This is a genomic window from Cedecea neteri (assembly GCF_000757825.1).
GTDB classification, from domain to species: Bacteria; Pseudomonadota; Gammaproteobacteria; order Enterobacterales; family Enterobacteriaceae; genus Cedecea; species Cedecea selenatireducens.
This window is the reverse complement of the sequence record NZ_CP009451.1, coordinates 4,600,060-4,617,726: the sequence shown is the minus strand read 5'-3', so window position 1 is coordinate 4,617,726 and position 17,667 is coordinate 4,600,060. Positions and strand designations below refer to the sequence as shown.

Here is a 17,667-nt window from a genome sequence, read left to right as displayed (position 1 = left end):
ATCACACTCCGGCCAGCGAGGCCCAAATATCGAGAGAGGAATCCATCGGCGCGTAATTAATCATTACCGCATCGGCCAGGTTAGGCGATTTGGTACCGTCCGGTTGCTTATCAACCAGAATTTTACCGACAGCGTTTTTTGACCATGTGGGTTGTGATAGCTCCATGAGGAGACGATCCTTATTCTCCAGCGTGCTGCTGATAGAAATAATTTCGTCCGGGTTGTATTCCATGCCGTTCAGCGCGCGGAAGGTATTACGGAACAGCTTGCGAAGGTGCCACCAGCTCTGGGCTTTGGCGTTAGCGAAGAAGTCTTTATTTAAGCGGGCGGCCTTACCGTTATCGCCCGGCACCGCTTCATCTTCCGGATCGAATACGCCACCACTCCCACGGAAGGGCGTTGCGGTAATCATCCCGCCCCCTTCGGTATGCCTTAGTTCGTTAATAACGCGTGCATCACCGCGAGCCCCAGCGCCCAGGCCATCTTCATCGAAACGGAACTCATCCAGCCCGTAATCGTCGCAGTAGCCAAACGCTTTAACGACGGAGGCATAAATATCGCTCCCTTCCCCAGACCATTCGTGAACTTCCTGCAGGAGAAAGCCGTAGCGCGCGGAGAACCCGTTTTTGTCTTTCCCCTCATCGGCAATATCCATTGCCCCGAGTCGCTGACCGCTGGGCTCTATGCCTAACTTAATGTGTGCGTCTACAGCGGCCTGTACCCATTCATTCGGGATCAGAATACCTTCGGCTGACGCCTGATAATTAAGATCCAGCTCCTGCGCCACAATCACCGGATTATCGATTTTCTCGCACTCTTTCCGGTACCAGGCATCATCCTTTCGGGGGTCGCTGCGCCAGTGGAAAGTGAATACCGGGATTTTGCCGCCGTGGCGTTTCTGAGCGAACGGGTTATTCATCCCATTCACAGATGAGAGATCGATACGGCAGCGGGTAGTTTGTGACAACGCCGCGTCGATGAGTTGCGGCCGCATAAGGAATGCAGCCTCATCCACGAAATAAAGCGTCGTACGGTCACCACGCCCAATGTTGTCGCCTGCCTCCCCTTTGATAACAGCTCCTGTGCTGGGGAACTCAACGCGCATGTAAGGAGCGTGTTTTTTTTCGCTCCAGGCACCACGGAATTCAATCGGTAACAGCTCAACAAATTTCCGTGCTTTCCAGAAAAGCGCTTTGGGATCGCCGGTGCTGTCCACGTACTCTTCTTTACGTGAACCGAAACCAATCACCATTTCTTTGTTAAACAGGCAAAGCGAACAGGCCATACCTATAGACGTCCAACTGAGTCCCATTTCACGGCTTTTTTCTGTCAGGCCATTCTCCCGACCAGATCGCCGCTCCATGATCCAGTTAATCCACTCCTCCTGTTTTGGGAACAGTAAAAAAGGAATGGTCGCAGGTAATCCGAAATCGAGGTTTCGTGGGTCAGTTGTCATACCCCAGTCGATAATGAACTGGGCGGGGTTGGTGCGGTAAAACTCTTTAAGCGCCGGGAGTACGCCAGGGTTTTCCCTAATGCGCTGCAGGCGTTCCATACGCCATTCAAAAACCATCTGATAATCAGGGTCCTTGAAGTCGAACGGGAAAGGAATTGGCATGGCGAAAATTACTCAAAAACGGGACTTTTTAACATAATGACTGTTATCCGTACCACGGTAACACCGCCCATTTCAAAATGTCCCTGAGAGGCTTATTTCTACGGATAAAGTGCTGAAAATGGCATGAATAAATCGTGCATAAAACAGGCCGAAAAATGCATAGCGGAAATAATGGGTGAAACGCTCATTTTCACAGATTTAGCCCATCATCTTTTTATAGACGTCTGCAGCTTCCTGAGGGGTGAGGTTTGTTGTCTCGGTCTGCACAGGTCCACCATCCGGTCCGCTCAATTCCGTCTTGTTCTTGAGCATGCCCAGGTGCTGAGCAACCAACTTCATTGCCTCATCCTGATTGCGGGTGATCACTTCGAGCCCAAACTTCCCTTCTTTCACTCCCGCAAATAAACGTCGTGCCGGGCCTGTTATATCGCGTGTGTCGTGAAATACTGTTCGGCTCAGGCCAGCGCCGTTGCAACGAGGGCATTCAGGGTTTGGATCCATCGTCGCGTCAAAACCATAACCACCGGCATCTTCCGGTTCGCGGCGCTTTTTCTCCCGAGCCTCTGTGCTTCGCTCTTCAAACTCCACCGCATCACGCCACTGATAGTTATGGCCGAATCCCCAGCAGTAACGGCAGCAGGCCCGGTGATGTTCTGTCAACTGCGTAGCGTCGGCGGTAGCAATATCCCACCACCACTGCAGAACAGAATCCTGTGTGATGGCCGTGCGCTGCGCTCGCAGATCAAGTGCATCCCTGATTGCCCGGTTTACCGATACATTTCGATACAGCCGGCGAGCTGCCGCGGCTGCTGTTTCCCCATGGCTTTTATAACCCGCGCGCTTGTAAGCCGCTGTCTTATCCAGGTCGATAAGATACTCAGTCACAAACTTCCACTGCATATCGTTTAGCCCGTAACTGCCCGGATCTATGGATTGCGCATCTGCATTACTACTCTGCTGCGCAGGTGAAGTTTGCAACCCTTGCTGTACACCCGGTACAGCGCTTTCCGCTTGCGCGCTGCGCACTTTTTTCTGCGCAGTTTTTTGCGCACTCTGCGCAGCTGGCTTTTTGATGTAGCGACGCGCAGATGTGTAGTTTAATCCCCGCGCCTCACACCACTCTTTCGGGGAGATACCAGTTTTGGCATGTTCGGCGAGGAACTGGTATTGCAGCGCTCCCCAGTCCGGTTTTGCCATGCTCTGTTCCTGTTGTTATAGCCATTAAAAAAACCACCTTTTTGGTGGCCTTTGTGATGGCGATAAACAAACCCTCGGGGATGGGCTTATTTTTATACCTCAATATTTCTTTTTAAAGCAGCCTGAATTGTGTCCGCCAGCTTCTCGACATAATCAGATGTCTGGTTCAAATTGTTATGCACTGCTCCTGAACCACCACTAGCTGATGCCTTAGCAATCTCTAATGCAGCCTGTACGGCCAGTAAGCGTTGATTCATTTTGACAGCTTCTTCTTGTGATTTAGCTGCGTTTGCAAAATAACCTTCAAGCATAGTATTTCCCTTTTATATGCCTGTCGGAATGACAGGGCCTGAGAAAACATATTGGGGTAACAAATCATAATTCAATAGCACTATCAAAGCTCTGCGGGGGATTAGTGTCATTGCCGATCCCTCTCAATTTGTCGTATTCCAACAAACTGGTTATTAGCTTTGTCGATAGTCGCTAACAGTGGCTTAATCCAAAGCACCGCCTGGCAATACGTTAGTCCGCCGGTGGCAGTGGAGGTAGCACCGGTTGGGTCAGGCTGGCCGGTATCGGCGTGCATTGCGCTGGCACGTAAACTGTTCGTGTAGTCGAGCAGCCCACCAGCAACGTCAGCAGGAACAGGCAGATCACAGGTTTTGTCACGGCGTAAAATCTCCCGATATTCGATTACCGTTTTTTCTGCGCCGGCATCAATCAGTGAATTGTTCCGGTTGGTGTAGTCGGCGATCTGATTAAAACGGTTCATATTGAAAGCCTGGGTAGCTATCACCAACCGTTGGCCATCGACTTCCTTTTCCGCTGTATCAGCACGCTTTTGCTCTGCCAGATACTTGCCGTGGTAGTGATTTGCAGACCAGATAAGGCCACCAGCCAGGCAAGCCACAAAAACTGCCAGAATTAGCCAGAATGAGCTTTTCACTGGTCTATCCCCCAGCATGCCAGCTCAGATTCCTGGTCACGTCGTAGAACCTGCCCATAGCAGTTATTCGAACGGATCCGGCAATCTCGCCCGCGGTCATACGTCCAGCGTTTTATCTCAGCGCATGCGCCGTGCCGGTCACCAGCATTAAGCTTTCGCCAGAACGTGGATGGCAGACATTTTCCGGGGCCAATATTCCAGGGACAGAAAGAAGCGATACCGACTTTTTGAGGCTCGGTCAGCGGCACTCGAACATTTTTTTCCACCCAGGCCAAAGCCTTTGCCTGCTCTGCTTTGTCGATTTTGTCGCACTGCTGACGCGTCAGCTGCATGCCCTTAACTACGGGTTTACCGTCAACGCGAGTTACACCGCCGCAAATCGTCCACACGCCGCCAGCATCAGGGTAAGCGACAAGGCTGGTTCCCTCTTTTTCATCCTGAAACTGGCTCATGAGCACCGGTGCAGTGGCACCAGCAGCTAACAGCCCAAGCATGGCCGCGCTGAGTTTGCTTTTCGTTGATGCCATGATTAGTTGTCCTGCGGAGGTGGAGTTACATAGCCACGCGCCAGCGCTGCCTCATAGGCTTTTGTCTGGCGACGTTTGAAGTAAAAGTTAACGAAGAATGTCAGCAGGCCAATAACGAAGCCGCCAACAACTGCAACAAGGTTCCAGTCGAGGTCATGTATCCATTGAGCTATACCCCCCCAACAAATGAGGCCGCCGGATGTACAGTACCCCGCTATCGATGCGAGTTTGTCAGGCATAGTTCTGTGCATTCCACACCTCCGGGTTCGGGGTGCTGTGTGTGAAGGGAAAAAGTTAAATTCGACGGAAAGCGTACGAAGCGACGCCTTTACGCCCTAAATGGCATTCGAGGGTGTTCTGTTCGACGCATTCAAAGCCCTGCTCAGCAAACCAGCGTTTAATGCCGTCGTCAGTGAAATACCAGATGTGCTCTGTTTTTCTGAAATGATGCGACCGCACTATGTCGCCAGCGTCAGCGAATATGGGGATCGAAACGAAAACAAATTTTGTAGCCTGCTGCACCGCCAGGTCGGGTTCGTCGATATGCTCGAGCACATCCCACATCGTTAGAACCGGCCATTTTTTGGCGTACAGGTCAGCATAGCACCCGCGCTCATTCAACCAAGCCACACCCACCGGATTCACATCAAAGCCGAGGGTGTCAGGACGAGAGTCAACAAACTGGCCGGCGCCTATGCCAACATCAAGCACCGGCCCTTTATAGTGACGTTTAACCAGATGGATCCGCGCCTGTGTAAGCTCGTGTCCCATTTCTGTATTAGCCAGCTTTTGATAGTTGGCGAAATAGCTCTCGTCGTACGGCCGGTTTTTAGGTACCGGATAGCGGCCTATCCCCAGCTCAGGAAGGAATACCAGCCCGCTGTTTAATTCCTGATAAAACGACTTCATTCAGCCAGGCCTCAAATTTTGAGTCGAAATTGACGATCCGCTTGTCGCATTGGTGATTCCACTCGTGACAGCGGCAGTAATTTTCTGGAATAGCCCAACCAACGCGGCGCAAGTCCATTTCCGGGGCGGTGACTATTTCAGGCGCGTTGTGCGCTCCACGACCACCAGCGACAACGAAAACCGGTGTTTTATAGGCAATGGCCGCCGGGATCGCCCAACCAACTGGAGTGACGACCACGGCGGCATGTTCAACCAGGCGCATTAACTCTTTGATACCCAGCTCGCCAGCGTGCAGCTGCAGGTCACATTCGGGAGCCTCACCCACCAACCACTCTTCACCCTCCTGCAGGTCAGCCACGCTTATCACGCAGAAATTTTTGCGCAGTATGCGGGACGCCTGCAGCAAATAGTCAGGATCGGGATTGCGTGAATCACTACGCCATTCCGCACGAACAGTGGCCGGGCGGATTACCGCGATTGGTTTCTTGTGGGTGTACTGCGCAGGGCCGAATGATGGCAAATCTAACTCTGCCGGGTTGACGCCGAACTGCTCACGCATGGCATCGAATATCGAGCCTCGCGCCAGTTCTGCGGGGCCATAAAAAATTCGCTTCGTTTCACGCGGCGACGGCGGCGGCAAGAACTCTATTTTGGTGCGATGCTCGTTTTTTCGCTGCGTGCGTAACGTCGTGCAGCTGCGAACCGGGTTAACAGGTAAATCCTCGTACAACTCCGGCCACGCCGTTTTGATGTAGGTTCCCGCCGGGAGCTGCTTCACAAAAGCTCGCTGGTAAATGGTGTCACCCATCCCCAGCATGCCGTCGATTAAAAGTGGCGTATTCATTTGGCTACCTGAGAGCGTCAGCAAGCGGCATTCGACGAAAGCACGTCAACGCTGTTTTCCTGCTGCAGTTGATTATTTCCACATGCCCGGCCAGCTCGCTGGAAACCTTCTCAAACTCCCCATGCCAGCGAGCAATATTTGCTGCTGTCGGGTTATCTAAAAGAGTGTGGTCGCCGTGCCAGTGACTTCCATCGGCAATGGAACAGTCATAGCCGAGCAAAATTATCCGACTGGCCCCCAGATGCTTAGCCAGTAAAATCGCTCGCTGCCCTGAATTAAAGGTGCCGGTTGTGTCGGTTTCGAATAACTCCAGTCCAAAACGCTTATGAGCCCGGTAATTGCAGGTCCAACGCGCCGGACGTTCAGGCAGCGCAGGGATATTTAAATCCCACCAGCCCAGATCGCCTGCGTAGATGAGTGAGCAGTCCGGGACCGCGCGCCAGGACGAGTTAACCGCGATAACGGGAAAACCAGATGCTGTTGCATCCAGGCAATCGCTATGAGTCAGGGAGGGGTCCAGAGGCGCAGATGATGACAGTTGCCATTCACTTCTCCGGAGGTAAAAACGAAGAAACCCCGCCGTAGCGAGGTTCCTCTGTTTTTTGTGGGTGCTTATCGACGCTGCCATCGTGGCGCAGCTCTGCCAAGCATGAATGAATTATTTACTTTTCTGGCCCGTTTTCAATGCACAACATAAAAAACAGCACTTTTTGCTAATTTTATGATTTTCCCTCACCCCTTTTCACCGCAAGAAATATTCTCGCCCTGAAAATTTCCAGGCACCAGCGAACACGCTTACGCCCCTCCCCGTCAGTAAGCCATGGTGCCACCAGCTGCAATTCTCGCGTAATGTCTGCAATTTTTGTCCTGGTGGTGTAATAGCGAACGCCAACGATATAAACCGGATCGTCAATTTTAAACGCCTGCAGCGCTGCCTGCTCGATACAGTCGGCATCATCCCGGCGCCCGGTTTGCTCCATCATTTCGCTAAGGCTGATCGACCACAGAATGGTATGCGCCCGTGCAACAGCCTGGTGGCCTTTGAATCCTTCTTTTTTCGCCTGCTTGAGTGCTTCGGTGATACGCGACAACTGACCATCAGACCAGCCCTCATCCTTCGCTGACGAAACAAGCCGATTGCAGTTCTCCAGCCGGTACTGTGCCGTTGTTTTCCCGCCGACAATCTCGCCCCATGTCGTTAAGAGCGATTTTATCCATCCGGACTGAATGTCGCTGAGAGGCGTGAACCGTCCGAGGTAGCTTTTGCGTGGCGCAGCTGCTGCACGTTCAAAAGCCGTTTTCTGCGCTCTACGTTGGCGTGGCGTCATACCGATACCCCCAGTTCGTTATTAACCTGCTCCAGCAATTCCAGCTCAGTGCCGAAATTATTCTCCCATGTCTGCTTTCCGGCATGCACAGCGACACCGTGCCCGCCAGTTCGGTGATGAGGATGGCAAAGAGGGATCGATGAATAGTTGTCAGCGCGCTGGGCAACGCCCTGGCCGATTCTGATGTGGTGGATTTCTGCCGGTGTCTCACCGAAACCAAGATTGCGGCAAACGATGCAGCCGAGGGCCGCAACACGGGAAAGGTGTTCGCGCTCTGCTTTCTTCACAGCTCACCCCCAGGGGCAAACGTTGAATGCAGAAAATCACTGGCGGCTTTCGTCGTCAGTGAAAAGGATGATATGGATTCAATAAAATACGCCATCTTGTCTCCGATGGCGTAGCAGTCAGGGTTCAGCTGTTCAGGCTGTATTGATGATTATAAATCAATTTTTGGCTACTGCGTACCCGGCATCACGCAGTAATTCTATCAATGTTTCCAATGAGGCAACGTACTGATCGCTTCTTAGCACTTCGTAAGAATTTATCTGGCCTCTTGCGCAGGTAACCAAGACGCGCCCATCTTCTGGTAAAAACTCGGCCAACTCTTCTATAGTCATTTTTGATAATCCATCTGGCATGTATATCCCTGATTTATCAGGGGCCGTCCTTTTTCTCCCTGCGCGCGCACTCAGGCTAAAGTGACTTAACTGGCGTTACAAATACCAGGGCTGAGCATTTAGAGCTCAGTTGATCAAAACTACCAATTTTAGTGGTTTTCCGGCGGTTCCAGATGAAAGTCATCAACAAACTTATGTGCGTTGCTTTCAACGCCTTTTATGAGCAAAAGCATTTCCATTCCTTCACGCATTGAGACGGGCCTCTCGATGCAGAACTCATAGAAATTGTCGTACACACGCCCAAGCCAGTATCCGCCACCGTATTCTTTAAGCCGCTCAATAAAAACGAATGAGCCCGGCATGAAGTACGGCTGCACGTAACCACGGTAAACGACAAAAAAGCCAGCATCACTCCCCATGACCTCACCCCAAAAGAAACACTGTATATTTAACCAGTATAATTCAGATGTTTTTTTGATCAACCAGAAAAGGGGAAACCCGCCGTAGCGGGTTTGGTTTTAGTCCGGCTTTGGTGCTGCGGCTATCGCGGCGCGGTGCTGCCAAACAGTCCAAGCAACAGCCTTATCCCAAGCCATGTACTCGTTATCGCCGTTCTTAGCCCTGCGCTGGTCAATGCTTTCGCCAAAGCGCTGGACCATGAATATTTCGAACGCTTCTCGCTCATCAGGCACAGCAGGCAGCTGCGGCGCTGCGTAGAGAAGTTTCGCTGTTACACTGCAGTGAGTTTCCTTTTTGTCTTCTGAGTAACGCCAGCTGCCTTCGGCGTCATCTGACCAACGCCACAGCCAGGCCACTGGCTCTTTCCCCGCGTCCCGCAATGCAAGTAGCTCGCGGAGTGCGCGCGCAACGTCTTCGCACTCTTCGGCAAACTCATCATCTCCAATTGCCCGCGCCTCTGCTCCGGCGGCATCAAATTGCTGCAGGCGCTGCAACAGACGATCGCTGCTAAGGTTCTTCATAGCTTTCCGGTCTCCATAAACTCTTTTTCTATCCGCTTCATAATGCGTAGCAGAGAGCTGGCTTCTTCTGCATCTACGGTGCCAGCCTCGAGCTTAGCTGTATCTTCAAATCCCCGGCGCAGCGCCTCAAACACTTCGCGAACAAACGGTGCGGGACTTTGTTGCAATGCAATCTCCGCCATCTTGAAGCGGTGACCGGCCAGAATAAGCTCGAGGTCTTTCATCTGACGGTCTGCGACAGCTGCTAGTTGATCGGCCTGGTGCTGCAGCAAAGCTTCGATGCTCAGGTTATTCATAAAGCCTCCTGCTGATAGCGTTCGAACCAGAAAACCACCGGGTCGGGCTTCATATCGACCAACCCCATTCGAACAAGTGCCTTACCCTTGCCGGACACAAGAAACTCCCGTCTACCATCCCCGATAATTCGCCGATAATCCTCCAGGCTGTTGCAGTGCTTGTGCAGGTTGCATGGATGGCAGGCCGGAACCATATTTTCTTCGGTGTCGTTTTCGGCGTGAATCATGCCGCTGCCATTCATATGCCTCAGGACGGGCTTTACATGGTCAGCGTGCCACTTATCGCCAAGTTCACATCCACAGTACGCGCAGCGGCCACCAAACTTCATACGCAGCACAGCGCGTTGCTTTTTCGTCAGTGCCATCTACTCCCCCTCCATCTGGCCGCCAGCGGCGCGGATTGCTTTCAGGCAGGAATTCCAACCATCAGCCGCCGCACCTGCTTGGTCTTCATCAATTTCGATACTAAACAGGCTGCGCGCTTGCCCTGGATTAATCTCTGGCGGCAGCTTCACCGCAACCGGTCTGGCCTCCAGCTCTGCGATGCGCTTGCGGGCAGCATCTAGCGCGGCAATATCTTTTTCACGCTCAGAAATGTTATTCAGCGCAACCTGCCGCCAAGATTCACGCTGCCCATCCGACTGCTCCAGCGCCGCTATCAGTGCGTCGATGTGCTTTTGCTGATAATTCCACGCCTCTGCAGCACTTGAGTTAGCCGTGCCGCAATCAATGATGTCGGAGTCGTCCGTATCGCAATGCGGGCAATAGCAGTCGCCATAATCACCGGTGTCGGCAATCGGTTCGCCGCCAGTCATGCGCTCACTAGTGAACATTTCCCCACAATTGCCACATTCAGCCAGATAGTAATTCCCAGTCACCGCGCAGCCTTTTCTGGCAATCAGCGCTTCGAGTTGTTTAGTCATTGCTGGCCTCGGCTTTCACAAAAATAATCCAGTGGGTTTTGTCGGCTTTGCCTGTTCTCTGCCAGATGGCGGGCTTCTCATCGGTAAGAGCTATTACTTGGCTAACCGGCACCTGCGTTTCGTTCCACTTGAAGATGAGTACGCCCTGTGGCCGCAGTACGCGGAATGCCTCTTTAAACCCGGCGCGTAGGTCATCGCGCCATGTATCTTTGTTGAGCCGCCCGTACTTTTTACCCATCCAGGCGTTTTCGACAACGCGCTCAAGGTGCGGCGGGTCGAAAACAACAACCGGGAAAGAGCTGTCGGCGAACGGCAGCGCGCGGAAGTCGGCAATCACGTCCGGGCTGATAACCAACTTTCTCCCGTCGCACAACGTGTGCTGCTCTGCGCGGATATCGCTGAATACGGCGCGTTCGTCCTGCTTATCGAGCCAGAACATGCGCGAGCCGCAGCACATATCGAGAATGGCCGGGGTGTTAGTCATTGCTGGCCTCCCGGGCAATAAAACGAGATGGTGACCAGTCACAATAAGTGTCAGATTCCGTATGGCCGAAAATGGCTTTACAGCGGCGGATGTGGCGACAATCACCACAGGTGACCTTGACCGGAAGTCTCATTTTGTCCGGGTCGGTTGGGTCGTAGTTCAGCGCTTCGGTGTTATTGCTCATCGCTCAACTCCTTTTCGGCTTTTGCGGCACAATTTCAGCAGTATGCAAAGAGGCCCACTCATCAGAAATAAGCTTTTGAGCATCATCGAAATTATCTTCACATAGACGAAGGGCTAAGCTCATGGCTATTGCTGCAACAACAGCTTTTGGCGTGACTTCAAAATCAGGGAATGTTCTGGCGTAATCGTTTTTAATTTTCATGCTCATTTGCCTTGCTCCTTGCGCAGTTGCTGTGCCTTTTCGTTCCATTCCTGAATCGCCGCAGCGCGGGCAATTCTTTTGGCCTCGCTGCCCTCAAAAAATGATTTTTCAACACGTAAGCAACCGCAGTTGCATTTCAAAAAGAGATTCCGGTAGAACTGGCCTATGCGGCGCGTCTGTTCGTAAGGCCTGGTGCCTTTCGGGCAGCACGCAATACCCCTTTCGTCATTTGTTTGCTCAGTCATTCGCCTGGCCCTCGATTTTTTTCTCGTAAACGTAAAAACTGCGTTTCCCTGTTCGTGATAACTGACCTGCGGCAAATGCATTGCAGAGCCCCGTGCCTATGGCCTTGCGGTTTGCGTTAACCAGATCGGCAAGCTCACCTGCCCTTACCGGCCCCAGGCAGGCCACCAGCTTCACAAGCTCATGGAGCCCAATTTTCTCGACAGTGGCGCCACGGCGATCGGCGGTAGATTTGTAATGCCAGAATCCGTTGCACTGACGAACACGCCCGGCCCGCTCCATGCGCTGCAGAACAGAAATCACTTCTTTCGGTTCAATCCCGCTGACTTGCGCCAGATCCCGCGCCGTGATTTTTTCGTGCTGTTTAAGTGCATCCAAAATTATTCCCATCGACTTTTCCTCTCAGCTTTTCCGGGCTTCGGACTGCATCGCTTTGGCGTTCTCCATCCACAAGCGATCCCATTCACGCTTTGCAGCCTCTGGAGATTTCTGCCCGATATTTGCCTGGCCAGCGGCTTTTCTTACCCGTATCTCCAGCGGAGTTTTAAACGTCCCTCTCGCCCAAAGCCTGCGGTATGCGGCATCGCGCTCTGCTGTATCAATCTCAGGTTCTCGCAGTGACAGGCGCCCTTCTTCGTCCCATTTCCGGGCCAGTGGCAGGTATTCCTCGAAAGCCTTGAAATCAAAAATTGTGCTGGGCCTCAGGTACTGCGACATTTTTTGGTCAGCGCCCCACATCTCGTTGCGGTGATCGATAACCAGGATCAGCTCGTCAGCAACGTACTCCCCGACCAGGAGCCCGTTGATAAATCCCATCGTGGTTTGTCCGTCCTGGAATCTGGCGCCAGTGGTTTTATTCAGATGGTTTAAAACTTTCAAAGCTGGCTCGTCGATATCGTCGGGCAGCTCGTCTGCCTGACATTCTTTTGGTTCTGTGACTGGTTCTATGACAGGTTCAAAAGAGTGATAGGTTCTGGTGCCGTGTGGCGGCATAGGGGTTATGCCGTCTCCAGGCATAGGGCTATCAGCATCAGGCATAGCTATGCCGCCTCCAGGCATAGGGGCTATATCAGATGCAGGCATAGGGGTGGCTTTATCACCCCCTGTGCCGAGAGCTGATATAGGGTTGTCCAGTGTCAGCAGGTACACGTTCGACGCATTGCCTTTGCCGTTATTCCTGCCGATACGATTTGTTTTCTGAACCAGCCCCATTTCTACCAGCGCATCTACGTGTGAACGCACCGTGCTTTTGCTGCATTCACAGTGATCAGCGATGTGCCGCGTAGATGGCCAGCACTCACCCTTGTCGTTCGCGTTGTCTGCGAGCTTTAGGAGTACGAGTTTCCGTATCGGATGCCCGACACGGATCCCCATTGCCTTTGCCATCAGAGTCATGCTCATACGTGACTACCTCGAAAACTCACGACTTCACCTTTGTGAATTTTTTTAAGAATTTATCCGCGCTTAACTCGCACGTATTTCCGTACCCATCGCGCCGGAATGAAACCCTGATCCGCGAGGAGCTAATCACGGTAACCCAGTGTCCATAGGCATCCTGATAACGCTCACCACCGACTATCTCAGCTTCCTGCCGCGGTACCGCCGCGTTACGCTGTAACATCCTGCGAAAACGTTCAGTTAATTCCTGCTGATCACACATGGTTACCTCCGGATTAACCCTGCTGGCGCCAGGCCGGCAGACGGGCTTTTTTAATCGGTTCAGTACGATCCGGCGTTGCCGGACGGTTGTTGCGCTTTGCGTAAAACTTCGCTTTTTCGATCACCTGCGCCGTTGTGGCGTTAGGGTTGGCCCGGCGGTATTCGAGTGCGTAAGTCACAGCCGCATTAGCCTGGTTCTCATCGACCTTTCCGCCCTCCACCAGTAGCGCGCGGATCTGCTTTGCTAAAAATTCATCCGGAGACATTCGGAATACCCCTCACTCAATGCAGGATCATCGACGCGGCGCCTGGCTCATTTCCGCAGTTGTTCACCACGTCCACGACAGCGGCAGCAACGTATGCGTCAGCAGCGTTCTTTACGGCCTCTTCTGCCATTTTCAGCGCGCGGTACTCAATGGAATCAGCCAGCACCAGGCGAGCACTTAACGGACGCGGCAACGCGCTCAGAATTGCGGGAACCAGCTGCTGCACCTTCGCTTTTGCAGATGCACTATCACCATCCAGCCAGCGGAAGAGATTTTGCTGGTTAACGTGATCGGCGTTCGGCTGGTCAGCAGGCAGCAGGCGCAGTACCGTGCCCCCCAGGCGGAAATATTCGGTGGCCACTGCCCGGCCTACGTTTTCACGGTTGATTTCGATAGCCCAGGCGCGCACAACATCGCGGATCAATTCGTGTTTGATTTGCATTGTTCAAACTCCTTTCTGCTGCAACGGTAAATTAGGGGGTGTGTATTCAGGCCAGATTTCCCGCCAGTCACTCGGGCGCATATCAATACGGGTAACCTCGCTGTCTGTTGCCTTTTCAATCTCAATACAGCGGGCCGGCGATGCTGGTGATTTACCCGTAGCGATCTGCGAAAGGTACGATTTTGAAATACCCAGTTGAGCGGCCAGATCTCTTGCTGCTCCTCTAGGCTGTGTGGATAAGTAATCGTCGAGACGCATAGGTACTCCTGTTCGTTAATTTCAAACAGTTTAATAATTACTAAACCCATCAGTCAAGTTTTTGCTTGTTTATAATTTACTAATCAAACTGCTGGTATGGACAAGAAAGAGATCAGGCGCATGCGCCTAAAAGAGTGGTTTGCTGACAAGGCAATCCCGGAGCGAGAGAAGAGCTACATCTCTCAACTGATAAATGGAAAAGCGTCATTTGGCGAGAGAGCGGCGCGCCGATTAGAGCGTGAATACGGTATGTCTTCTAACTATCTGGATTCTGATCCTGATGGAGATAGTCCACCGAAACACGCCCTGAATAGCCAAGAAGAGCGGTTATTACAGCTCTTTTCTCGCCTCCCTGAGAGCGAAAAAAAGCATCACTTAAATGCACTTGAGGATAAGGTTTCAGAATACGAAAGATTGTTTGATGAAATGCTTAAAATTAGAAATATCAACAAGATAGATAAAAAACCATAACCCCACATCCCCATATCATCTCTAAAAGTCAGCAATTTGCTGGCTTTTTTTTCATTCCAAATCAGACAGTTAATCATTTGCTCACCTACAAGTTTAATTATTACTTTACTTAAATGTTTAGTTAGAATTAAACTTAATCCATCGACAGCTACAGAGCGTAGCAGTCAGGGTTAAAACGTTCAGCCAGCCTGGCTTAAGGGCAAACAACAGAACAGGCTTTGTAGTGCGGTGAATGCGGCTAAGCGCTCGCGGTACAGCGGAGGATTTCCTTACTTTGGTTAGGTGACGAGTAACCGCTCACAATGACCGGCTGGTTGTGAGCACCGGGAGGCACCCGGCACCGCACCACAAAGCCTGTTTGAGATTAGATATTAGGATGGTGATATTTATGAATGACTTCATGAGAAAACCAGCAAGAATTCAGGCTGTGAAATTGTCTATGCCAATGGCACTCCTGCGTCGCGTTTGTTATTTCCTCGCCCAAAAAGGCAACCCAGAAATTTATTAATCTTTAACTGAGTTTATTTCATGCCCTAACGGGCAGGGATTCGCTCACCCTGAAAAGGATAAACCATGTTTAACACTTCTATTTTCACGCTAAATAAAATAAGCCACGATTCCGTAGAAATTATTGCAGAAGAAAACGTTTTTGCTTACGCGGTTATTAATCCAAATAACAGCGTGACTGTTAAATTCCCCGGCTCAGACAGCAATTCTCGCGGCTGTATCACGCACAGAACCTTTGACAGCAATGCTGATGCGCTTGATGAAATCGCGCGGGTTTGGGACCTGATCATTGCAGCAGAACGAAACGCTTTCCATGCCCTATGCGCCCGCAAAGCCATGCTCCCCGTTATCAGCATGACGGGGACCGCGCAATGAAACGCTACTGCTCCCGCCGCGGTTGCTCTAAGCAGCATGAAGAAGAGGAAATGCTGTGCGTAAGTGAAAAAGGTGGAAGGTCTAAGCTTTATTTCTGCCGTGACACCGACTGCCACGGGAAATATTTATCCAGCAAGACCATTCGCACCGCATACCGTAAAAACGTTTACTCCCGTAATTTTCAACGTTATTCAGGACTCAAATAATGGATAAGTTCTCATATGCCATAAAAGCAAAAAAGACCTCAAAAAAACCGATGCTTTTTATTATTGTTGAGGCCAAGAATGAAATCGCAGCGGAACGCAAAGTAATGGTTTCGCTGGATGACGCAGAAATTGAGACCGGTAAAGGTGGAGATTATTTTTCACCGTCTCGTACTGAATATTGTGCTTTTGACGATTTACCGGAAATCAACGTTCTTGATGATAAATTTTTTGACCGTTACACCCTGAATGAAGATCTGACCATTTCACCCGTCACCGCTCCTGCGATTGATGAAAAAGCTGTGGCGCAGCTGCCTGGGCACAGCAATACGCCGGTGCTTAAAACGGTTGCGGAACTGCCCTGGCGCCAGCGTCTGCTTGTTCATATCTGGAACGATGAGTACAGCTACAACGTCGATCAGGAAGTTGTAAAGCAGGCATACAGCAGAGAGCTGGACACTGACGACAAATACAGTCAGAACCTGATCCTTGCCTGTGACCAGAGCGAACTCAAAACGCTCAGTGACCACAACCTTTGGACCGCGATGTCAGCGGTTAGGGATGTATTCCCGCTGTCTGGTCAAGCCCCGCTGCTGGCCGACGTTTGCGCTTTCGTTAAGAAATACATCGAAACTGACTATTTTGACCGCAAGCTCATGGTCAACGCATGGAAAGACGGCAACCGGAACTTCGTTGTAAATCGCACATCTTCTGGCGCGACAGCTGGCGGGAATAATCGAACTGACCGCGGCGAAGGGTTCAATCACACAAAAGAAACCCTGGCCGTGGAAATTGCCCTGGGCGTCCTGGGCCGCTCGATGGACTTCGACATTTACAACACCCCTGCCTCTACCGTTAACCGCGCCCGTGAAATGGTGGACAAGAAAGAGAAGCCATTCATCGACTGGTACGACGCCTGGCGTTCACTGCCTGGCGGGCTGGATTACTCACGCGCGATAGTTATTTATTCCGTTAAATGCGCCCCTGACGCTCAGCCGCTGGCACCGGGTGCGTTGCTTAGCTATCTCCGCCAGATTCTGACAGAAACAGACCACGAACACCCTGCCCCTGAAATCGTTGCTGCAGCCTGCGGTATGACGCCAGGCGAAATGGCGCAGCCGGAAACACCGGCATCTGACGAAGTACCGAGCACACCCCCTCTGGTGCTGGATCTGAGTCAAAAAATTGCCGTGGCAATGTATGACCCGTCGGTTACCCCTGATGAAGTCACAGTGGAAATTCTGGAAGCGGCGATGCACGAGCTTTCGCGTAAAGAACCGGCATTCGTTCGCGCTCAGAAAGCGCTGATGTATCTCGCGGATTCGCTGAACGATTACAGCGATGAAGAGATTTTTACCGCCGTCCGCGCCGTGGACTTCAACACGCTGCAGGGCATCGTGATGTATCGCCGCACCGCGCTCCAGGCGCTGGGTGAAACCGTTGTGTTTGATGAGGGGGAAACCAGTGAAGATGAGGAAGAACAGGCGCAGAACAGCGCAACAGGCAGCGTGGATGATGCAGGTTCAGAAGGTCAGACAGTGGTCGCGCCTGCAGCAGACGCTCGCAAACCAGCGGAGGAAGTGAAACCGGGCCGTACAATTTTCAGTGTGGCCGAACTGCTCAACGCGCCAGCTGCTGCGCCGGTTGATAACCGCCATGAACTGAGTGATCGGCAGGTAGAGATTTGCATCGCCATAAACGAGCTACTGAGCGGTCGCACTGGTGTTATCGGGAAAGATGACATTGACGAGTTTACTTCAACTATCGATCACCCGATCTGCGAGCTTATTCCACTTCTGATTGCTGATATCGAATCGGCAGAGTCTCTAATATCTCCAGAATTTAGCGATGAAGAGATACACAGCGTAACGACAACCATCCTTGAAACATGGGGCGACGACGTAGCTAAGCGCCAGAAAACCGCACTGGACGATATCGTGCTGTGGCGTAAAGAGATGCTGGAACTCGCAAAAGAAAAGGCTAAAGAAAAAGCTCCTGAACCGGGCGCAGTTGAGCTGCCTCCAGCAGCAGTCGAACCGACAACCCCGAGCGATCTCACCTTCAAGCAACAGTTGCTGCTGGCCGCCGTGCAAGGCCTGTGCGCTAACCCGGCCTACGCCACCAGCTTTGATGATATTTCGAGTATGGCCCGCGCCGTAGCGGAAAGCCTGGCTACCGATGAGGAATGA

Annotated in this window: 30 protein-coding genes; 3 read left to right on the top strand and 27 right to left on the bottom strand. The window is 51.9% G+C overall.

Features of this window, described 5'->3' with window-relative positions:
• Nucleotide 1: 1 nt before the first annotated feature.
• The 27 genes from JT31_RS21465 to JT31_RS21335 all read right to left on the bottom strand — a co-directional run bounded on the left by JT31_RS21465 (nucleotide 2) and on the right by JT31_RS21335 (nucleotide 13,922).
• The gene (locus JT31_RS21465; RefSeq protein WP_038481948.1) at nucleotides 2–1,618 is read right to left on the bottom strand and encodes a hypothetical protein; all 1,617 of its coding nucleotides are present in this window, start codon (nucleotides 1,616–1,618) and stop codon (nucleotides 2–4) included.
• Between the two features lie 198 nt (nucleotides 1,619–1,816).
• Nucleotides 1,817–2,815, bottom strand: a complete 999-nt coding sequence (locus JT31_RS21460; protein WP_038481945.1) for a terminase small subunit — start codon at nucleotides 2,813–2,815, stop codon at nucleotides 1,817–1,819.
• Nucleotides 2,816–2,907: 92 nt separating this feature from the next.
• Nucleotides 2,908–3,126 carry a hypothetical protein gene (locus JT31_RS21455; protein WP_038481941.1) on the bottom strand — a complete coding sequence of 73 codons (219 nt, stop codon included), beginning with the start codon at nucleotides 3,124–3,126 and terminating at the stop codon, nucleotides 2,908–2,910.
• A gap of 107 nt (nucleotides 3,127–3,233) precedes the next feature.
• Nucleotides 3,234–3,761 (bottom strand): hypothetical protein, encoded by a 528-nt coding sequence (locus tag JT31_RS21450; RefSeq protein WP_038481938.1) that lies wholly within the window; start codon nucleotides 3,759–3,761, stop codon nucleotides 3,234–3,236.
• The gene (locus tag JT31_RS21445; protein ID WP_038481935.1) at nucleotides 3,758–4,288 is read right to left on the bottom strand and encodes a lysozyme; all 531 of its coding nucleotides are present in this window, start codon (nucleotides 4,286–4,288) and stop codon (nucleotides 3,758–3,760) included. The genes JT31_RS21450 and JT31_RS21445 overlap by 4 nt, the downstream gene beginning before the upstream one ends.
• 2 nt (nucleotides 4,289–4,290) lie before the next feature.
• Complete coding sequence (locus JT31_RS21440; RefSeq protein ID WP_419177763.1) at nucleotides 4,291–4,527, bottom strand: class II holin family protein; 237 nt, start codon at nucleotides 4,525–4,527, stop codon at nucleotides 4,291–4,293.
• Nucleotides 4,528–4,582: 55 nt separating this feature from the next.
• A complete protein-coding gene (locus JT31_RS21435) occupies nucleotides 4,583–5,197 on the bottom strand; it encodes a methyltransferase domain-containing protein (RefSeq protein ID WP_038481929.1) in 615 nt (204 codons plus the stop codon).
• Nucleotides 5,148–6,041, bottom strand: a complete 894-nt coding sequence (locus tag JT31_RS21430; RefSeq protein ID WP_081948210.1) for a hypothetical protein — start codon at nucleotides 6,039–6,041, stop codon at nucleotides 5,148–5,150. Before JT31_RS21430 ends, JT31_RS21435 begins: the two co-directional genes overlap by 50 nt.
• A gap of 4 nt (nucleotides 6,042–6,045) precedes the next feature.
• Nucleotides 6,046–6,669, bottom strand: coding sequence for a hypothetical protein (locus JT31_RS21425; protein ID WP_052049044.1), 624 nt, complete (start codon nucleotides 6,667–6,669; stop codon nucleotides 6,046–6,048).
• A 91-nt stretch (nucleotides 6,670–6,760) separates the two neighbouring features.
• Nucleotides 6,761–7,369 carry a hypothetical protein gene (locus tag JT31_RS21420; protein ID WP_038481926.1) on the bottom strand — a complete coding sequence of 203 codons (609 nt, stop codon included), beginning with the start codon at nucleotides 7,367–7,369 and terminating at the stop codon, nucleotides 6,761–6,763.
• Nucleotides 7,366–7,656, bottom strand: a complete 291-nt coding sequence (locus JT31_RS21415) for a Ref family recombination enhancement nuclease (protein ID WP_038481923.1) — start codon at nucleotides 7,654–7,656, stop codon at nucleotides 7,366–7,368. The genes JT31_RS21420 and JT31_RS21415 overlap by 4 nt, the downstream gene beginning before the upstream one ends.
• Nucleotides 7,657–7,812: 156 nt before the next feature.
• Complete coding sequence (locus JT31_RS21410) at nucleotides 7,813–8,007, bottom strand: hypothetical protein (RefSeq protein WP_038481920.1); 195 nt, start codon at nucleotides 8,005–8,007, stop codon at nucleotides 7,813–7,815.
• Between the two features lie 128 nt (nucleotides 8,008–8,135).
• Entirely contained in the window at nucleotides 8,136–8,405 is a 270-nt protein-coding gene (locus JT31_RS21405; protein ID WP_038481917.1) for a hypothetical protein, read from the bottom strand.
• Between the two features lie 99 nt (nucleotides 8,406–8,504).
• On the bottom strand, nucleotides 8,505–8,966 hold the full coding sequence (locus JT31_RS22825) for a hypothetical protein (RefSeq protein WP_052049043.1): 462 nt from the start codon (nucleotides 8,964–8,966) through the stop codon (nucleotides 8,505–8,507).
• A complete protein-coding gene (locus JT31_RS21395) occupies nucleotides 8,963–9,262 on the bottom strand; it encodes a hypothetical protein (RefSeq protein WP_038481914.1) in 300 nt (99 codons plus the stop codon). Before JT31_RS21395 ends, JT31_RS22825 begins: the two co-directional genes overlap by 4 nt.
• Nucleotides 9,259–9,627: an HNH endonuclease gene (locus JT31_RS21390; RefSeq protein ID WP_038481911.1), complete on the bottom strand. Its 369-nt coding sequence runs from the start codon at nucleotides 9,625–9,627 to the stop codon at nucleotides 9,259–9,261. Before JT31_RS21390 ends, JT31_RS21395 begins: the two co-directional genes overlap by 4 nt.
• A complete protein-coding gene (locus JT31_RS21385; RefSeq protein ID WP_038481908.1) occupies nucleotides 9,628–10,185 on the bottom strand; it encodes a hypothetical protein in 558 nt (185 codons plus the stop codon).
• Nucleotides 10,178–10,669, bottom strand: coding sequence for a class I SAM-dependent methyltransferase (locus JT31_RS21380; RefSeq protein WP_038481905.1), 492 nt, complete (start codon nucleotides 10,667–10,669; stop codon nucleotides 10,178–10,180). The genes JT31_RS21385 and JT31_RS21380 overlap by 8 nt, the downstream gene beginning before the upstream one ends.
• Nucleotides 10,662–10,853, bottom strand: a complete 192-nt coding sequence (locus JT31_RS21375; RefSeq protein WP_038481902.1) for a hypothetical protein — start codon at nucleotides 10,851–10,853, stop codon at nucleotides 10,662–10,664. The genes JT31_RS21380 and JT31_RS21375 overlap by 8 nt, the downstream gene beginning before the upstream one ends.
• Nucleotides 10,854–10,856: 3 nt before the next feature.
• A complete protein-coding gene (locus JT31_RS21370) occupies nucleotides 10,857–11,060 on the bottom strand; it encodes a hypothetical protein (protein ID WP_038481899.1) in 204 nt (67 codons plus the stop codon).
• Nucleotides 11,057–11,299 carry a hypothetical protein gene (locus tag JT31_RS21365; RefSeq protein ID WP_038481897.1) on the bottom strand — a complete coding sequence of 81 codons (243 nt, stop codon included), beginning with the start codon at nucleotides 11,297–11,299 and terminating at the stop codon, nucleotides 11,057–11,059. The genes JT31_RS21370 and JT31_RS21365 overlap by 4 nt, the downstream gene beginning before the upstream one ends.
• Nucleotides 11,292–11,687, bottom strand: a complete 396-nt coding sequence (locus tag JT31_RS21360; protein ID WP_038481895.1) for a winged helix-turn-helix domain-containing protein — start codon at nucleotides 11,685–11,687, stop codon at nucleotides 11,292–11,294. The genes JT31_RS21365 and JT31_RS21360 overlap by 8 nt, the downstream gene beginning before the upstream one ends.
• Before the next feature lie 12 nt (nucleotides 11,688–11,699).
• Nucleotides 11,700–12,698 (bottom strand): conserved phage C-terminal domain-containing protein, encoded by a 999-nt coding sequence (locus JT31_RS22820; protein ID WP_052049042.1) that lies wholly within the window; start codon nucleotides 12,696–12,698, stop codon nucleotides 11,700–11,702.
• A 19-nt stretch (nucleotides 12,699–12,717) separates the two neighbouring features.
• Complete coding sequence (locus JT31_RS24310) at nucleotides 12,718–12,918, bottom strand: DUF4222 domain-containing protein (RefSeq protein WP_419177777.1); 201 nt, start codon at nucleotides 12,916–12,918, stop codon at nucleotides 12,718–12,720.
• A 52-nt stretch (nucleotides 12,919–12,970) separates the two neighbouring features.
• On the bottom strand, nucleotides 12,971–13,222 hold the full coding sequence (locus tag JT31_RS21345) for a hypothetical protein (RefSeq protein WP_038481889.1): 252 nt from the start codon (nucleotides 13,220–13,222) through the stop codon (nucleotides 12,971–12,973).
• 16 nt (nucleotides 13,223–13,238) lie between these two features.
• Nucleotides 13,239–13,664, bottom strand: a complete 426-nt coding sequence (locus tag JT31_RS21340; protein WP_052049041.1) for a toxin YdaT family protein — start codon at nucleotides 13,662–13,664, stop codon at nucleotides 13,239–13,241.
• Between the two features lie 3 nt (nucleotides 13,665–13,667).
• Nucleotides 13,668–13,922 (bottom strand): transcriptional regulator, encoded by a 255-nt coding sequence (locus JT31_RS21335; RefSeq protein ID WP_052049040.1) that lies wholly within the window; start codon nucleotides 13,920–13,922, stop codon nucleotides 13,668–13,670.
• 96 nt (nucleotides 13,923–14,018) lie between these two features.
• Here JT31_RS21335 and JT31_RS23565 point away from each other — a divergent pair, with 96 nt between their 5' ends.
• From JT31_RS23565 to JT31_RS22810, 3 genes are all read left to right on the top strand, one after another.
• Nucleotides 14,019–14,393, top strand: coding sequence for a hypothetical protein (locus tag JT31_RS23565; RefSeq protein ID WP_052049039.1), 375 nt, complete (start codon nucleotides 14,019–14,021; stop codon nucleotides 14,391–14,393).
• 573 nt (nucleotides 14,394–14,966) lie between these two features.
• Entirely contained in the window at nucleotides 14,967–15,275 is a 309-nt protein-coding gene (locus JT31_RS21325) for a hypothetical protein (RefSeq protein WP_038481886.1), read from the top strand.
• A gap of 205 nt (nucleotides 15,276–15,480) precedes the next feature.
• Nucleotides 15,481–17,667 carry a hypothetical protein gene (locus tag JT31_RS22810; protein WP_052049038.1) on the top strand — a complete coding sequence of 729 codons (2,187 nt, stop codon included), beginning with the start codon at nucleotides 15,481–15,483 and terminating at the stop codon, nucleotides 17,665–17,667.

Coding starts and splice junctions, on each gene's coding strand:
- JT31_RS21460 (WP_038481945.1), bottom strand. CDS start 2,815: ATGGCAAAACCGGACTGGGGAGCGCTGCAATACCAGTTCCTCGCCGAA.
- JT31_RS21385 (WP_038481908.1), bottom strand. CDS start 10,185: ATGACTAAACAACTCGAAGCGCTGATTGCCAGAAAAGGCTGCGCGGTG.
- JT31_RS21455 (WP_038481941.1), bottom strand. CDS start 3,126: ATGCTTGAAGGTTATTTTGCAAACGCAGCTAAATCACAAGAAGAAGCT.
- JT31_RS21435 (WP_038481929.1), bottom strand. CDS start 5,197: ATGAAGTCGTTTTATCAGGAATTAAACAGCGGGCTGGTATTCCTTCCT.
- JT31_RS21370 (WP_038481899.1), bottom strand. CDS start 11,060: ATGAGCATGAAAATTAAAAACGATTACGCCAGAACATTCCCTGATTTT.
- JT31_RS21390 (WP_038481911.1), bottom strand. CDS start 9,627: ATGGCACTGACGAAAAAGCAACGCGCTGTGCTGCGTATGAAGTTTGGT.
- JT31_RS21425 (WP_052049044.1), bottom strand. CDS start 6,669: ATGGCAGCGTCGATAAGCACCCACAAAAAACAGAGGAACCTCGCTACG.
- JT31_RS21410 (WP_038481920.1), bottom strand. CDS start 8,007: ATGCCAGATGGATTATCAAAAATGACTATAGAAGAGTTGGCCGAGTTT.
- JT31_RS21430 (WP_081948210.1), bottom strand. CDS start 6,041: ATGAATACGCCACTTTTAATCGACGGCATGCTGGGGATGGGTGACACC.
- JT31_RS21380 (WP_038481905.1), bottom strand. CDS start 10,669: ATGACTAACACCCCGGCCATTCTCGATATGTGCTGCGGCTCGCGCATG.
- JT31_RS23565 (WP_052049039.1), top strand. CDS start 14,019: ATGGACAAGAAAGAGATCAGGCGCATGCGCCTAAAAGAGTGGTTTGCT.
- JT31_RS21440 (WP_419177763.1), bottom strand. CDS start 4,527: ATGCCTGACAAACTCGCATCGATAGCGGGGTACTGTACATCCGGCGGC.
- JT31_RS21325 (WP_038481886.1), top strand. CDS start 14,967: ATGTTTAACACTTCTATTTTCACGCTAAATAAAATAAGCCACGATTCC.
- JT31_RS21345 (WP_038481889.1), bottom strand. CDS start 13,222: ATGTCTCCGGATGAATTTTTAGCAAAGCAGATCCGCGCGCTACTGGTG.
- JT31_RS21365 (WP_038481897.1), bottom strand. CDS start 11,299: ATGACTGAGCAAACAAATGACGAAAGGGGTATTGCGTGCTGCCCGAAA.
- JT31_RS21360 (WP_038481895.1), bottom strand. CDS start 11,687: ATGGGAATAATTTTGGATGCACTTAAACAGCACGAAAAAATCACGGCG.
- JT31_RS21375 (WP_038481902.1), bottom strand. CDS start 10,853: ATGAGCAATAACACCGAAGCGCTGAACTACGACCCAACCGACCCGGAC.
- JT31_RS21420 (WP_038481926.1), bottom strand. CDS start 7,369: ATGACGCCACGCCAACGTAGAGCGCAGAAAACGGCTTTTGAACGTGCA.
- JT31_RS22825 (WP_052049043.1), bottom strand. CDS start 8,966: ATGAAGAACCTTAGCAGCGATCGTCTGTTGCAGCGCCTGCAGCAATTT.
- JT31_RS21405 (WP_038481917.1), bottom strand. CDS start 8,405: ATGGGGAGTGATGCTGGCTTTTTTGTCGTTTACCGTGGTTACGTGCAG.
- JT31_RS22810 (WP_052049038.1), top strand. CDS start 15,481: ATGGATAAGTTCTCATATGCCATAAAAGCAAAAAAGACCTCAAAAAAA.
- JT31_RS21335 (WP_052049040.1), bottom strand. CDS start 13,922: ATGCGTCTCGACGATTACTTATCCACACAGCCTAGAGGAGCAGCAAGA.
- JT31_RS22820 (WP_052049042.1), bottom strand. CDS start 12,698: ATGAGCATGACTCTGATGGCAAAGGCAATGGGGATCCGTGTCGGGCAT.
- JT31_RS21340 (WP_052049041.1), bottom strand. CDS start 13,664: ATGCAAATCAAACACGAATTGATCCGCGATGTTGTGCGCGCCTGGGCT.
- JT31_RS21465 (WP_038481948.1), bottom strand. CDS start 1,618: ATGCCAATTCCTTTCCCGTTCGACTTCAAGGACCCTGATTATCAGATG.
- JT31_RS24310 (WP_419177777.1), bottom strand. CDS start 12,918: ATGTTACAGCGTAACGCGGCGGTACCGCGGCAGGAAGCTGAGATAGTC.
- JT31_RS21445 (WP_038481935.1), bottom strand. CDS start 4,288: ATGGCATCAACGAAAAGCAAACTCAGCGCGGCCATGCTTGGGCTGTTA.
- JT31_RS21395 (WP_038481914.1), bottom strand. CDS start 9,262: ATGAATAACCTGAGCATCGAAGCTTTGCTGCAGCACCAGGCCGATCAA.